The organism is Buchnera aphidicola (Greenidea ficicola), from assembly GCF_039386055.1.
Classification (GTDB): Bacteria; Pseudomonadota; Gammaproteobacteria; order Enterobacterales; family Enterobacteriaceae; genus Buchnera_K; species Buchnera_K aphidicola_A.
Window position 1 is genome coordinate 66,831 of the sequence record NZ_CP135012.1, and the last position, 14,972, is coordinate 81,802.

Annotated in this window: 14 protein-coding genes; 12 read left to right on the forward strand and 2 right to left on the reverse strand. The window is 18.5% G+C overall.

What is annotated here, in order from left to right:
• The first annotated feature begins 1 nt into the window (after position 1).
• The 10 genes from hisD to metG all read left to right on the forward strand — a co-directional run bounded on the left by hisD (position 2) and on the right by metG (position 9,944).
• Positions 2-1,303 (forward strand): histidinol dehydrogenase, encoded by a 1,302-nt coding sequence (hisD, locus tag RJT27_RS00350; RefSeq protein ID WP_343189516.1) that lies wholly within the window; start codon positions 2-4, stop codon positions 1,301-1,303.
• A 20-nt stretch (positions 1,304-1,323) separates the two neighbouring features.
• Positions 1,324-2,424, forward strand: coding sequence for a histidinol-phosphate transaminase (gene hisC / locus RJT27_RS00355; protein WP_343189517.1), 1,101 nt, complete (start codon positions 1,324-1,326; stop codon positions 2,422-2,424).
• A complete protein-coding gene (gene hisB, locus RJT27_RS00360; protein ID WP_343189518.1) occupies positions 2,414-3,481 on the forward strand; it encodes a bifunctional histidinol-phosphatase/imidazoleglycerol-phosphate dehydratase HisB in 1,068 nt (355 codons plus the stop codon). The genes hisC and hisB overlap by 11 nt, the downstream gene beginning before the upstream one ends.
• Positions 3,481-4,068, forward strand: a complete 588-nt coding sequence (gene hisH, locus RJT27_RS00365; protein WP_343189519.1) for an imidazole glycerol phosphate synthase subunit HisH — start codon at positions 3,481-3,483, stop codon at positions 4,066-4,068. Before hisB ends, hisH begins: the two co-directional genes overlap by 1 nt.
• A 2-nt stretch (positions 4,069-4,070) precedes the next feature.
• Complete coding sequence (gene hisA, locus RJT27_RS00370) at positions 4,071-4,799, forward strand: 1-(5-phosphoribosyl)-5-[(5-phosphoribosylamino)methylideneamino]imidazole-4-carboxamide isomerase (protein ID WP_343189520.1); 729 nt, start codon at positions 4,071-4,073, stop codon at positions 4,797-4,799.
• A complete protein-coding gene (hisF, locus tag RJT27_RS00375) occupies positions 4,793-5,569 on the forward strand; it encodes an imidazole glycerol phosphate synthase subunit HisF (RefSeq protein ID WP_343189521.1) in 777 nt (258 codons plus the stop codon). The genes hisA and hisF overlap by 7 nt, the downstream gene beginning before the upstream one ends.
• Positions 5,563-6,177 (forward strand): bifunctional phosphoribosyl-AMP cyclohydrolase/phosphoribosyl-ATP diphosphatase HisIE, encoded by a 615-nt coding sequence (gene hisIE / locus RJT27_RS00380; RefSeq protein WP_343189522.1) that lies wholly within the window; start codon positions 5,563-5,565, stop codon positions 6,175-6,177. Before hisF ends, hisIE begins: the two co-directional genes overlap by 7 nt.
• A gap of 35 nt (positions 6,178-6,212) precedes the next feature.
• Positions 6,213-7,622, forward strand: a complete 1,410-nt coding sequence (gndA, locus tag RJT27_RS00385; protein WP_343189523.1) for an NADP-dependent phosphogluconate dehydrogenase — start codon at positions 6,213-6,215, stop codon at positions 7,620-7,622.
• 29 nt (positions 7,623-7,651) lie between these two features.
• Positions 7,652-8,221, forward strand: a complete 570-nt coding sequence (gene dcd / locus RJT27_RS00390) for a dCTP deaminase (RefSeq protein ID WP_343189524.1) — start codon at positions 7,652-7,654, stop codon at positions 8,219-8,221.
• A 103-nt stretch (positions 8,222-8,324) separates the two neighbouring features.
• Positions 8,325-9,944, forward strand: coding sequence for a methionine--tRNA ligase (metG, locus tag RJT27_RS00395; protein WP_343189525.1), 1,620 nt, complete (start codon positions 8,325-8,327; stop codon positions 9,942-9,944).
• A 2-nt stretch (positions 9,945-9,946) separates the two neighbouring features.
• Here the strand turns inward: metG and tilS are convergent, their stop codons facing one another.
• Positions 9,947-11,221 (reverse strand): tRNA lysidine(34) synthetase TilS, encoded by a 1,275-nt coding sequence (gene tilS, locus RJT27_RS00400; RefSeq protein WP_343189526.1) that lies wholly within the window; start codon positions 11,219-11,221, stop codon positions 9,947-9,949.
• Positions 11,222-11,938: 717 nt separating this feature from the next.
• On the opposite strand from tilS, the gene tyrS reads away from it, so the two are divergent.
• The gene (tyrS, locus tag RJT27_RS00405) at positions 11,939-13,219 is read left to right on the forward strand and encodes a tyrosine--tRNA ligase (protein WP_343189527.1); all 1,281 of its coding nucleotides are present in this window, start codon (positions 11,939-11,941) and stop codon (positions 13,217-13,219) included.
• A gap of 3 nt (positions 13,220-13,222) precedes the next feature.
• On the opposite strand, the gene RJT27_RS02080 is transcribed toward tyrS, so the two are convergent.
• Positions 13,223-13,612: an iron-sulfur cluster assembly accessory protein gene (locus RJT27_RS02080; RefSeq protein WP_428994232.1), complete on the reverse strand. Its 390-nt coding sequence runs from the start codon at positions 13,610-13,612 to the stop codon at positions 13,223-13,225.
• 202 nt (positions 13,613-13,814) lie between these two features.
• On the opposite strand from RJT27_RS02080, the gene RJT27_RS00410 reads away from it, so the two are divergent.
• Complete coding sequence (locus tag RJT27_RS00410; protein ID WP_343189528.1) at positions 13,815-14,861, forward strand: 3-deoxy-7-phosphoheptulonate synthase; 1,047 nt, start codon at positions 13,815-13,817, stop codon at positions 14,859-14,861.
• Positions 14,862-14,972 lie beyond the last annotated feature (111 nt).

A 14,972-nucleotide genomic window follows, 5' to 3' on the forward strand; every position in this document is an offset into this window, starting at 1 on the left:
TATGAATTTTCTTAAAGAAAATATTTTTTTTTGGGATAAATTAAATGTTTTAAAAAAAAAAGAAATATTATTAAGGCCAGAATTTTTTAAAAAAAATATTTTAAAAGAAAATATTAAAAAAGTAATTTATGATGTAAAAAATAAGGGAGATAAGGCGTTATATTTTTATACGAAAAAATTTGATAAAAAAAAAATAAAAAGTTTTTTTGTTTCTAAAAAAATTATTAAAAATAGTTTTTTACAAGTTCATAAAGATATTAAAAAATCTGTTTTAATTGCTTCTAAAAATATTGAATATTTTCATTTATCACAAAGTATGAATTCAATAGATGTTATTACTGATATAGGAATAAGATGTCAACAATTAATTAAACCTATTAATAAAGTTGGATTATATATTCCAGGAGGGTCTTCTCCTTTATTATCTACAGTTTTAATGTTGTCTATTCCAGCTTATCTTGCAAAATGTAAAGAAATAGTTCTTTGTTCTCCTCCTCCAATTTCTAATGAATTATTATATGTTGCTTCTTATATTTGCGGAGTAGATAATATTTTTCAAATTGGAGGTTCTCAAGCAATTGCTGCTATGGCTTTTGGAACAGAAAGTATTCCAAAAGTTGATAAAATTTTTGGACCTGGAAATTTATATGTAACTGAAGCTAAAAAGCAAGTTAATAAATCTTTTAATTTTACTGATATAGATATGTTAGCAGGACCTTCTGAAGTAGTTGTTATTGCAGATAAGCAATCTAATCCTGATTTTGTTGCTTCTGATTTATTATCTCAAGCAGAACATGGTAAGGATTCGCAAGTATTATTATTAACTAATAGTAAAATTTTAGTTGATTTAGTTTTGTTATCAATAAAAAAACAATTAAATAAATTATCAAGAAAAGAAATTATAAAAAAATCTTTAAAAAATAGTTATTTTATTATTACTAAAAATATTGAAGATTGTTTAAAGATATCAAATATTTATGCTCCAGAGCATTTAATAATACAATGTAAAAAAGCTAGATCTTTATTATCTAAAATAGTTAATGCTGGATCTGTTTTTTTAGGACCTTGGTCTCCAGAATCTGTTGGTGATTATGCTTCTGGGATTAATCATGTTTTACCAACTTATGGAAATGTAAAAACTTTTTCTGGTTTAAGTTTAGTAGATTTTCAAAAAAGAATTATGGTACAGGAATTAACTAAAAATGGATTAAAAAAAATTTCTTCTACTATAAAAATATTATCTACTTTTGAAAAATTGGACGCTCATTATAAAGCTGTTTCAATAAGATTAAATTCTATTTAGAGAATAATAATATAAATTTTATGGATATAAAAAAATTAGTACGTAATAAGATATTAAAATTAATACCTTATAAATCTGCACGAAAAATTGGTGGTACAGGAGATGTTTGGTTAAATGCTAATGAATCTCCTTATAATAATTTTTTTTTTTTAAAAAATAATTATTTTAATAGATATCCTGAGCCTCAATCTTATTTAATTTTAAAAAGATATGTTAATTATTTAAATAATTCTAAAATTTCTTCTAAAAATTTATTAATTAGTAGGGGTTCTGATGAAGCAATAGATTTATTAATTAGAGCTTTTTGTGATCCTAATAAAGATAAAATTATGTTTTTTCCTCCTACATATGGTATGTATCATATAAGTTCTAAAATTATTGGTATTAAAAGTATAATTATTACTACATTTAAAAATGGAAATTTAAATTTTAAAGAAATAAAAAAAAATATTGATTATGTTAAATTAATATTTTTGTGTAGACCTAATAATCCTACTGGTAAAATTTTATCTAAAAAAAATGTTTTGCATCTTTTAAAATGTATTAATAAAAGATCTTTATTAATAGTTGATGAAGCTTATATTGAATTTATTTTTGATAAAAATTTATTAAAATATTTATATTTATATCCTAATTTAATTATATTAAGAACTATGTCTAAAGCTTTTTCTTTAGCTGGTTTAAGATGTGGTTTTATTATAGCGAATTCTTTTATAATTAAAATATTATTAAAAATTATTGCTCCTTATCCTTTATCTTCTCCAGTTATAGATATTGTTTCTCAAGCTTTATTAAAAAAAAATATAGTTTTTATGAGAAATAAAGTTTTAATTATTAATTCAAATAGAATTTGGTTAATAAATTTTTTAAAAAAATTTTTTTTTGTTAAAAAAATTTTTAATAGTTCAGCAAATTATTTATTAGTTTGTTTTTATTATTCTAATTTTATTTTTAAATATTTATGGGATAATGGAATTATATTAAGAAATCAAAATAAAAATTATTTTTTAAAAAATTGTATTAGAATTTCTATTGGTACGAAATTAGAGTGTTTAAAATTAATTATGAAGTTAAAAAATTTATCTTATAATTTAAAAATAAGGTATTGTTGTGTTAAATAAATATTTATTTATTGATAGAGATGGTACATTAATTAATGAACCTTTAAATAATTTTCAGGTTGATTCAATAGATAAATTATATTTTGAATTTGATGTTATAAGGTCTTTATTTAATTTAATTAATTATGGATATAAGTTGGTTATTATAACTAATCAAGATGGATTAGGAACTAAAAATTTTTCAAAAAATAATTTTAATATTCCTAATAATTTTATGTTAAAAGTTTTTTCTTCTCAAGGTGTTTTTTTTGAAAAAGTTTTAATTTGTCCTCATTATTCTTATGAAAATTGTGTTTGTAGAAAACCTAAAATATTTTTATTAAAATCTATTTTATCAAGTAATTTAATAGATTTGGAAAATAGTTATGTTATTGGTGATCGTGAAACAGATATGGAGTTAGCTAAAAACGCAGGAGTTAAAGGAATTTTATATAATAAAAATAATTATAATTGGTCTAAAATTACTTTTAAATTAACTAAAATTAATCGTTGTATTAAAGTAGTTCGTAATACTTTAGAAACAAATATTTTTATAGAAATTTTTTTAGATAAAAAATTAAAAAATAATATTAATACAGGGATAAATTTTTTTGATCATATGTTAGAACAAATTGCAATACATGCTGGATTTTTTATGAATGTTATTGTAATAGGAAATTTAAAAATTGATGATCATCATATTATAGAAGATGTTGCTATTTTATTAGGAAAAGCATTATTAAAAACTTTAGGGAATAAAATAGGAATAAAAAGATTTAGTTTTGTAGTTTCTATGGATGAAAGTTTTTCAAAATGTATTATAGATATTTCAGGAAGATCGTATTTAATTTTTAAAGTTGATTTTAAATTTCAATATATTGGAGATTTAAGTTCGGAAATGATTAAGCATTTTTTTATTTCTCTTTCAAATTCAATGAAAATAAATATACATTTAAGCGCAAAAGGTAAAAATGATCATCATATTTTTGAATCTTTATTTAAAGTTTTTGGAAAAGCTTTAGGAAAAGCTATGAAGATTAAAGGTTTGTATTTGCCTACTTCAAAAGGTGTTTTATAATGAAGGTTTTAATATTAGATACTGGTTGTGCTAATTTTTCTTCTGTAAAATTTGCAATTCGTAGGTTAGGTTATACTCCTATTATAAGTAATGAATATTCTGATATTGTTTCTTCTAAAAGAATTATTTTTCCAGGAGTTGGAACTCCTTTTTCTGCAATGGATGTTTTAAAAAAAAAAAAAATAGTAGATTTAATTAAAAATTATTCTAATCCTATATTAGGAATTTGTTTGGGAATGCAATTATTTTGTAAGTATAGTGAAGAATCTAAAAGTGTTAAAAATTTAAATATTATTAAATATTCAATAACTTGTTTAAATAATAATTTACCTTTACCTCATATAGGATGGAATAAAGTTTTTTCTTGTAAAAAAAATGTTTTATTTAAGAATATTTTGGAAGGTTCTAGATTTTATTTTTTACATAAATATATACTATTTTTAAATAAATATTCTATTTTAAAAACTAAATATGGATGTAAATTTACTGCTGCATTACAAAAAAATAATTTTTTTGGTGTGCAATTTCACCCTGAAAAATCTGGAACAGTTGGATTGCATTTATTAAAAAATTTTTTAGAGATATAATTATGATTATACCATCTTTAGATTTTATTAATGGTAAAATAGTTCGTTTATATAAAGGAAATTATAATAAAAAAAAGTATTATTATAATAATGTTTTTGAAACTTTATCAAAATATCAATCTCAAGGAGCTAATTTTGTTCATTTAGTAGATTTGAATGGTGCTGATAATGTTAAAAATAAACAAAATTTTTTTTTAAAAGAAATTTTATCTTCTGTAAAAAAAATAAATATTCAAATAGGAGGTGGTATAAGAACACAATTTGATATAGATTTTTTATTAGAATCAGGAGCAAAGCGTATTGTTTTAAGTTCATTAGCAATTAATAATAAAAATTTTGTTAAAAAAATTTTTACAATATATGGTTCAGAATGTATAGTTTTAGCTTTAGATGTAAAGATTAATAAAAAAAAAAAAAAAGAAATATATATTAATGGTTGGAAAATTAATACAAAAATTTTATTAGAAGATATTATTGAATATTATTTATCTTTTGGTCTTCGATATTTATTATGTACAGATATATCTAAAGATGGAACTTTATTAGGTCCTAATATTAATTTATATAAGGAAATATTAAAAAAATATCCTAAGATTCATCTTCAATCTTCAGGCGGAGTTTCTAATATTAATGATATAATTTTATTAAAAAAAATAGGTGTAAATGATATTATTATAGGAAAAGCTTTATTAGAAGAGAAATTTTCTTTTATAGAGGCTAATTTATGTTAGCGAAAAGAATTATTCCTTGTTTAGATGTAAAAAATGGAATTGTTGTAAAAGGAGTTAGATTTAAAAATCATAAAATTGTTGGAGATATTTTATCTTTAGTAAAACGTTATATTTATGAAGGAGCAGATGAAATAGTTTTTTATGATATTCAAGCTTCTTCAAAATCTTTATTGGTAGATAGAAAATGGATTTATTCTATTGCAAAAATTATTAATATACCTTTTTGTGTTGCTGGAGGTATTAAATCTATTCAAGATGTAGAAAATATTTTGTCTTTGGGAGCTGATAAAATTTCTATTAATTCTCCAGCTATTGAAAATCCTAATTTAATTTATCAAATAGCTAAATATTTTGGTTCTCAATGTGTTGTTATTGGTATTGATTCTTGGTTTAATAAATATACTAAAAATTATGAAGTTTATCAATATACTGGAGATTTAAATAAAAAAAAAAAAACTATATGGAATACTTTAGAATGGGTTGAAAAAGTTCAGGATTTTGGAGCTGGAGAAATTGTTTTAAATGTTATGAATCAAGATGGGGTTTGTTTAGGTTATGATTTAGAACAATTGCAAATGGTTCGTGAAATTTGTAAAGTTCCGTTAATAGCATCTGGTGGAGCTGGAAAAATGAAACATTTTTATGATGTATTTAAATTAGTTAATGTTGATGGAGCATTAGCGGCTTCTGTTTTTCATAAAAAAAAAATTAATATTAAAAAATTAAAATATTATTTATTTAAAAAAGGAGTGGAAATAAGAGAGTGTTAAGTATTTTTAAAAATATAAAAATTGATTGGAAAAAAGTTAATGGAATGATTCCTGTTATTGTTCAAAATATTTTTAATGGAAAAGTTTTAATGTTAGCGTATATGAATCGTAAAGCATTTAATAAAACTAAAGAAACTGGTTTTTTAATTTTTTATTCTAGAACTAAAAAAAGGTTATGGATGAAAGGAGAAACTTCTGGTAATTTTTTAAATTTAATTAATATATTGCATGATTGTGATAATGATACTTTATTAGTTTTAGTAAATTCTATTGGTTTTACTTGTCATTTAAAAAAATCTAGTTGTTTTTCATATCCTTATTCTAATTTTTTATTTTTGTATAAATTAGAAAGTAATATAAAAGAAAAAAAATATAATAATAATAATAATTCTTATACAAAATATTTATATAATAGAGGAATTAATAGAATTGTTCAAAAATTTGGAGAAGAATCTATTGAAGTTGTGATATCTTCTTTAAAAAATAATAAAAAAAATTTAATTGATGAAGCTTCTGATTTAATTTATCATTTTTTAGTTTTATTATCTAAAAAAAATATTAAATTACATAAAATTATTAATAATCTTTATAAAAGAAGTATTTTTTAATATAATAAATATTAAAATTAAAATTGGAGAAATGAATGTTTTCAAAAAAACAAATTGGTGTTGTTGGAATGGCTGTGATGGGTCAAAATTTAGCATTAAATATTGAAAATTGTGGTTATAGTGTCTCTGTTTTTAATAGATCTTCGCAAAAAACAAAAGAATTTATTGGTAATAAAAATAAAAAAAAAATTTTTCCTTATTATTCTATTAAAGATTTTTTACAATCTTTAAAAACTCCTAGATTAGTTTTATTAATGGTAAAATCAGGAAAAGCTACTGATGATATAATAAATTTAATTATTCCTTATTTAAAAAAAAATGATATTTTAATTGATGGTGGTAATTCTTTTTACAAAGATACTATTAAAAGAAGTAAAAAATTATCTAAAATGGGTTTCCGTTTTATTGGAGCGGGAATTTCTGGGGGAGAAAAAGGAGCTTTATATGGACCTTCTATTATGCCAGGTGGTGATTATTCATCTTATAAGTTTGTTGAACCTATATTAAAAAAAATTTCTGCAAAATATAATAATATTCCTTGTGTTAGTTATATTGGAAATGATGGTTCGGGTCATTATGTAAAAATGGTTCATAATGGTATTGAATATGCTGATATGCAATTAATATCAGAAGTTTATTTTTTATTAAAAAATTTTTTAGGAATGAGTAATAAAGAATTGTCAGAAATTTTTAATTCTTGGAATCAAGGAGAATTAAAAAGTTATTTAATAAAAATTACTTCTAAAATATTTTTAAAAAAAAATAATAAAGGTGAATATTTAATAGATTTGATTTTAGATTGTGCTGAAAATAAAGGAACTGGAAAATGGGTAAGTAATAGCGCTTTAAATTTAGGTGTTCCTTTATCTTTAATAACAGAATCTGTTTTTTCTCGTTATATTTCTTCTTTAAAAACACAAAGAATATTAGCATCTGATTTATTAAAAGGTCCTAAAAATTTAAAAATTATAAAAAAAGGTAAAGAAATTTTTATAGAAAATTTGAGAAAAGCTTTATATTTAGGTAAAATTATTGCTTATGCTCAAGGATTTTATCAATTAAAAATTGCTTCTAAAAAATATTGTTGGAATTTAAATTTTTCTAATATTGCTAAAATTTTTAGATCAGGTTGTATTATTAAAGCAAAATTTTTACAAAAGATAAAAGATGTATATCAAGATAATAACAAGGTAGTTAATTTATTATTAACTCCATATTTTAAAAAGATAGCTAATAATTATCAAAATTCTTTAAGAGAAATAGTTTCTTTTGCTGTTTTAAATGGAATTTCTGTTCCGGTTTTATCTTCTGCAATTTCTTATTATGATTCTTATAGATCAAAATTTTTATCTTCTAATTTAATTCAAGCACAACGTGATTTTTTTGGAGCGCATACTTATAAACGTATTGATAAAAAGGGTATATTTCATACTAATTGGGATTAATTTATTTTTTATTTAAGGATTATATTTTAATGAGGCTATGTGATAAGGATATTAAATTATGGATGAAATTAAATAAAATAATTATTTATCCTTTTCCTAAAAAAAAAAATATTCATGGCATTACTGTTGATTTAAAATTAGGAAATGAATTTAGAATATTAAATGAATATAAAGTTAATTTTATTGATTTAGGGGATTCTAGAAAAAATATTAATAAAAAATTTAAAAAATTAATTAGTAAAAAAATATTAATAAAAGAAAAAAATATATTTTTATTACAACCAGGTTCTTTTGCTTTAGGGATTACTTTAGAAAATGTTAAAATTCCTGATACTTTAGTTGGTTGGATTGATGGAAAATCTTCGTTAGCAAGATTAGGTTTAATGATACATGTAACTTCTCATAGGATAGATCCTGGTTGGAAAGGAAAAATTGTTTTAGAGTTTTTTAATGCAGGAAAAGTTGCTTTAGGTTTAAGACCTGGTATGTTAATTGCTGCTATTAGTTTTGAAACTTTGTCTAATAAAGTAAGTATTCCTTATAATTATAGAAAAAAAAAAAAATATTATAAACAAGAAGAAATTTATGAAGAAAAATGATTTTAAAATGATATATTAAATAATATTTAATAAATTTAATTAATTTTATTAAAATAATATAATATTATCTTATTTTAATAAATATTTAAAATAGTTATTTATAATGAAAAAAAATAAAAGAAAAATTTTAGTAACTTGTGCGTTACCATATGCTAATGGTTCTTTGCATTTGGGTCATTTATTGGAAAATATTCAAGCGGATATATGGGTTCGTTATCATCGTATGTTAAAAAATGAAATATATTTTATATGCGCTGGTGATGCTCATGGAACTCCTATAATGTTAAAATGTAAAAAAGAAAATTTAAAACCAGAAGATTTTGTTAAAAAAAATATATCTGAACATAAATTTATTTTTAATAAATTTAATATTATTCATGATAATTATTATTCTACGCATAAAAATGAACATTTTTTTTTTTTAAAAAGATTTTTTAATATTTTAAAAAAAAAAAAATTAATAAAAAAAAAAAAAATATTACAATATTATGATCTTGATAATAAGATGTTTTTACCAGATAGGTTTTTAATTGGAATTTGTCCTTATTGTTTTTTTAAAAATCAATATGGTGATATTTGTGAAAATTGTAGTTCTGTTTATTCTTCATTAGATCTTATTAAACCAAGATCTATTCTTTCTAATGAAAAACCGGTATTAAAATATTCTACGCATTTATTTTTTAATTTACCTTATTTTAATTTTTTTTTAAAAAAATGGATTAAAACTGGAGTTTTTCAAAAATCAGTTTTAAATAAAACTAAAGAATTTTTAAAAAATGGTTTAAAATTATGGGATATTTCTAGAGAAAATCCATATTTTGGTTTTAAGATCCCAAAATATAATAAATTTTTTTATGTTTGGTTTGATGCTCTTATAGGTTATATTAGTTCTTTTAATAATTTTTGTAATAAAAAAAATATAAATTTTAATGAATATTTTACATTAAATACTAAAACTGAATTATATCATTTTATTGGGAAAGATATTATTTATTTTCATAGTTTATTTTGGCCTTCAATATTAGAAGGAGTTTCTTTTAGAAAACCTACTAAAATTTTTGTACATGGTTATGTTACTTTTAATAATTTTAAAATGTCTAAATCTAGAAATATTATTATTACTGCAAAAAAATGGTTAAAATATTATGATTCTGATAGTATACGTTATTATTATGCTTCTAAATTATCTAATAATATTGAAGATATAGAGATAAATATTGAAGATTTTGTTAATACAATTAATTCTAATATAGTTAATAAAATTGTTAATTTAGCTTCTAGAAGTTCTAAGGTTATTAATAAAAAATTTAATAATACTTTATCTGAAGTAATTTATAATTATGATTTATATAATTATTTTGTTAAAAAATCTTTTAATATTATTTTTCATTTTGAAAATAGAAATTATAATATTATAATTAAAAAAATAATACATTTATCTGATATAGCAAATAAATATATTAATGATGAAAAACCTTGGAAATATTCTAATAATTTTTATTTTAATAGTAAATTGCATATGATTTATTCTATGGGTATTAATTTATTTAGAATTTTAATAACTTTTTTAAAACCTATTACACCTGTTTTAGTTAAAAAATCAGAATTTTTTTTAAATAAAAAATTATTTTTTTATAATATTGATAAACCATTATTAAATCATAAAATTTCTTTTTTTAAAAATTTATATAATCGTATTTATAAAAATAATATTATAAAATAAAATTATTTTTTCCATGATATATAAAAAATTTTTTTATTTATATTAAATTTATTTATATTAAATTTATTTATTATTTTTATAAATTTATTTTTGTTAAAAATTATTGGTATATTTTTTCTTTCCCATGTTGGTATGTTAAATTTCTTCCATATTTTTTTTATATTTATTTTTTTTTTACTATTATATTGATTAAATTTTCCTTTTTTATAAAATCTTATATTTATTTTTTTATTTTTTTTTTTTTTTTTAATTTTTTTTTTATTTTTTTTTTTATCTAATATTAAAAATCCTAAATTATATGGTAAAATTAGTGGTATTTTTGTTTTATTCCAATATATTTTTTTAATTTTATTTTTATTTTTTTTTGTTATATAAATTATTTTTTTGTGTTTTCTAATTTCAAAATTTTTAATATTTATTTTTTTATATATTTTTTTTTTATTAAATATTATATTTTTTTTTATATTTTTAATAATTTTTTTTGAAATTATTATTTTAGTATTTTTTTTTATCCAATATATTAATATGTTTTTTAATATTATTTTATTCATATATTTTATTTTAAATATATTTATTTTATTATAATCAATAATTATATTTTTTATTTCTTTTTTAATAAAATATTTTAATAAAATATTTTGTTCGTTACATAATTTAGATGTTTTTAGAATATTTTTTTTAAAATATGGCCATCTTTTTTTAATTATAGGTAATATTTTTTTTCTTATAAAATTTCTATCGTATTTAATATTTTCATTACTTTTATCATTTATATAATTTATATTTTTTTTTTTTGCTAATTTATATATATATTTTTTTTTTATTTTAATTAATGGTCTAAATATTTTTGATTTTTTAAATTTTTTTATTTTTTTAATTCCAGATAAACCTAAAGGACCACTACCTCTTTTTATAGATAATATTATTGTTTCTATATTATCATTTTCATGGTGTCCTGTAATTATTATTTCTTTTTTCTTTAAGCATTTTATTATTTTTTTGTAACGTAATTTTCTTGCGATTGATTCAAATCCATATTTTTGAATATTTTTTATATATATATTTTTAATAATTAAATTAATATTTTTTTTTTTGCATGTTTTTTTGCAATGTTGTGTAAATATGTAAGATGTTTCATTTTGATGATGATCAATGTGAATTGCTCTAATTTTTTTTTTATTTTTAATAAATAAATAAATTAATATTGTTGAATCTAATCCTCCGCTATATGCAATTAAATTTTTTTTATATTTATAATTTTTAAATATATTTTTCATTTTTTTATTTATATTATATTTTAAAATATAAAATTAAATATTATTTTTATATTTATTATAATAATTTTAGAAATATAATATGTTTATTAGAATTATTATTGTTATATTTAAATTAATTGATATTAAAAAAATTTTAATTTTAATATTGATATCGTTGAATTTCCTGAAAGATTATTGTATAAATTAAATATTGTATTTTTTTTTATTAAATAATGATTTTTTAAAATAGTAAAATATATTAATAAAACTTTATTTTATTTTGATGTTATTTAAAAAACTTTAAATTGTATTAATTTTAAATTTTTTTTTAAAAATTTTTTATTTTATTAATATTGCAAGATCTTTAAAATTAGGAATTTAAATTTTAGGATATTTAGTATTTAGTTATATTTTTATTATTGAAATTTTTATAATTTTGAAAAATATTTTAATAATTTAATTATATAGTTTAAAATTAAAGATATTAATTTTATTAAATATTTTTTTTTTAAAAGGTTTTATTTGTATTAATGATTTAAGTTTAATTTTTATAATATTATAAGAATAAATTTTCTGTAAATTTAATTTTAAAGATTTTAAAAATAACAATTTTTTTATTTAAAAGTAGATTTGGTAAATATTAAAATAGATTTTTTATAAAAAATTATTGTAGATCATATATATAATAATATTTAATTTTAATTTTTTTTAATATAATTAATTTTTTTTGGAAAATAAATGTATATTTGTAAATTATTAAATGAATTAAAGCAAAGAGGTTTAATATCTCAAATTACAAATGAAAAAAGAATAATTAAAATATTAAAAAATGATATTATTTCTTTATATTGTGGTTTTGATCCTACTGCTGAAAGTTTACATATTGGTCATATTTTACCTTTATTGTGTTTACGTTTATTTCAAATTTATGGTCATAAACCTATTATTCTTATAGGTTCTGCTACAAGTATAATTGGAGATCCTAGTTTTAAAAATAAATTAAGAAATGAAATTAATTTTAATATAATAAATTTTTGGATCAAAAATATTTATAAAAATATTTCTTTATTTATAAATTTTAATAAAGGAAAAAATAAAGGTATTTTTTTAAATAATTATAATTGGTTTAAGAAAATAAATGTTATTTTTTTTTTAAAAAATATAGGAAAATATTTTTCAGTAAAATCAATGATTAATAAAGAATTTATTAAAAATAGGTTAAAATTTTCTAAAAAAGGAATTTTATTTAGTGAATTTTCATATAATTTATTACAAGCTTATGATTTTTCTTATTTAAATAAAAAATATAATGTAATTTTACAAATTGGTGGTTCGGATCAATGGGGTAATATTATTTCTGGAATTCATTTAACAAAAAAATTATATAAATCTAAAGTATTTGGTGTAACTTGTCCTTTATTAATGCAATCTAATGGTATAAAGTTTGGAAAAACAGAAAATAATACTATTTGGTTAGATAATAAAAAAACTAGTCCTTATAAATTTTTTCAGTTTTGGATAAATATCAATGATAAAGATATTATGAAATTTTTAAAATATTTTACTATTTTTCCTTTATTTCAATTAATTAATATAGAAGAAAAATATTTTTGTAAAAAAATAAATCCAAATTATATTAAATATAAAATTGCTAAATTTATTACTATATTAGTTCATGGAAAAAAAAATTTTTTATCAGCAAAACGTATTACAAAAAGTTTATTTTTTGGAAATGTTGATTATTTAAAAAAAAATGATTTTAAAAAATTGATGCAAGATGGTTTATCTTATTTATTTTTAAAAGGTTTTGTAGATTTACAAAAAGTTTTATTGTTATCTAAATTATCTTTTTCGAAAAATCAAGCTCGTAATATGATTTTGTCTAATTCTATTTGTATTAATAAAAAAAAAATAAATAATATTTATTATGTTTTTAAAAAAAAAGATAAATTATATAATAAATATACATTATTATCAAAAGGGAAAAAAAATTATTTTTTATTAGTTTGGATGAATTAAATTTTATATACTAAAACTTGTTTTGCAACCACAAAAATTTTTTTGTATTTTGTGTTTAAATATAAAATATTTATTTAAACCTTTTTTAATAGAGTCTATTTTTATTCCTAATATGTATGGTTGTTGTTTTTTTTTAATTAAAAATTTTATTTTTTTTTTATTACAAAAGAAAATTTTTTCTTTTTTTTTAATATTTTTTGAAAATTTTAAAAAATATTTATATCCAGCACAACCATTTTTTTTAATTCTAATTCTAATTCCTTTATATTTATTTTTTTTTTTAATAAGTTTTAAAATTTCTTTTCTTGAAGATTTTGTTAATTTTATATATTTTTTTTTTTTTTTTTCATATTTATATATATTTTTTATTAATTTTTTAATATTTAAAATTATATTTTAAAAAAATAAGAATGTAAATATATTTAAAATAATTTTTTTTTTATTATTCTTTTATAATTATTTTGTATTTATTATATAAATATTTTAATATATATATTATTATTTTATGAATTAAATAATATTATACTTTTAAAATTTTTAATTTTAAATAAAATATTTTTTTAAATAAAATTTTAAAAATTATTTTGAGAATTTAATGAAAAAAACTGATGAATTAAGAACTATACGAATAGATCCATTGATTACACCTGCGAATTTAGCTAAAAGTTATAAAATTACTTCAAAAATTATGGATAATGTAATTTGCACTAGAAAAAATATTGCTAATATTATGACAGGAAAAGATAAAAGGTTATTAGTTGTTATTGGTCCATGTTCTGTACATGATCCTGTTGCTGCTATAGAATATGCAAATCGTTTAGTAGAATTAAGAAAAAGATATAAATCTTGTTTAGAAATTATTATGAGAACTTATTTTGAAAAACCTAGAACTGTAGTAGGTTGGAAAGGTTTGATTTCTGATCCTGATTTAAATGGTAGTTTTAGAGTTAATCATGGTTTATCTGTTGCAAGAAAGTTATTATTAGATATAAATATGTTAGGGTTACCAGCAGCAACGGAATTTTTAGATATGGTTATTGGTCAATTTATTGCTGATTTAATTAGTTGGGGTGCTATTGGAGCAAGAACTACAGAAAGTCAAATTCATAGAGAAATGGCTTCTGCTTTGTCTTGTCCAGTTGGTTTTAAAAATGGAACAGATGGAAATATAAATATTGCTATTGATGCTATTAGAGCTACAAGAGCAAGACATTTATTTTTGGCGCCAGATAAGCACGGAAAGATGACTATTAATCATACTAGTGGAAATCCTTTTGGTCATATTATTATGCGTGGAGGAAAAAAACCTAATTATCATTATAAAGATATAAAAAATGCAGTTAAAATTTTAAAAAAATTTTTTTTACCAGAATATTTAATGATTGATTTTAGTCATGGAAATTCTTTAAAAAATCATAAAAATCAACATCATGTTGCTGAATCTGTTTCTAAACAAATTTTTGATGGTTCAAAAGAAATTTTTGGTGTTATGATAGAAAGTTTTATCGAAGAAGGATCGCAAGATATTAATAATACAGATTCTTTAATTTATGGGAAATCTATAACTGATCCTTGTTTAAATTGGGATGATAGTATTAAAATAATTAAAAATTTATTTAAAGCAGTAAATAAACGTTTTTAATTTTTTTTTATTATTATTTTTTTTTGAATGTCAGTCTTTAGGCTGACATTTATTTTTTTTTTTTTTTTTTTTTTATTTTTTTTAGTACAAAGTAAAATTGTGATTTAAGGA

Coding starts and splice junctions, on each gene's coding strand:
- hisC (WP_343189517.1), top strand. CDS start 1,324: ATGGATATAAAAAAATTAGTACGTAATAAGATATTAAAATTAATACCT.
- metG (WP_343189525.1), top strand. CDS start 8,325: ATGAAAAAAAATAAAAGAAAAATTTTAGTAACTTGTGCGTTACCATAT.
- hisA (WP_343189520.1), top strand. CDS start 4,071: ATGATTATACCATCTTTAGATTTTATTAATGGTAAAATAGTTCGTTTA.
- gndA (WP_343189523.1), top strand. CDS start 6,213: ATGTTTTCAAAAAAACAAATTGGTGTTGTTGGAATGGCTGTGATGGGT.
- hisH (WP_343189519.1), top strand. CDS start 3,481: ATGAAGGTTTTAATATTAGATACTGGTTGTGCTAATTTTTCTTCTGTA.
- tilS (WP_343189526.1), bottom strand. CDS start 11,221: ATGAAAAATATATTTAAAAATTATAAATATAAAAAAAATTTAATTGCA.
- tyrS (WP_343189527.1), top strand. CDS start 11,939: ATGTATATTTGTAAATTATTAAATGAATTAAAGCAAAGAGGTTTAATA.
- dcd (WP_343189524.1), top strand. CDS start 7,652: ATGAGGCTATGTGATAAGGATATTAAATTATGGATGAAATTAAATAAA.
- hisF (WP_343189521.1), top strand. CDS start 4,793: ATGTTAGCGAAAAGAATTATTCCTTGTTTAGATGTAAAAAATGGAATT.
- RJT27_RS00410 (WP_343189528.1), top strand. CDS start 13,815: ATGAAAAAAACTGATGAATTAAGAACTATACGAATAGATCCATTGATT.
- hisD (WP_343189516.1), top strand. CDS start 2: ATGAATTTTCTTAAAGAAAATATTTTTTTTTGGGATAAATTAAATGTT.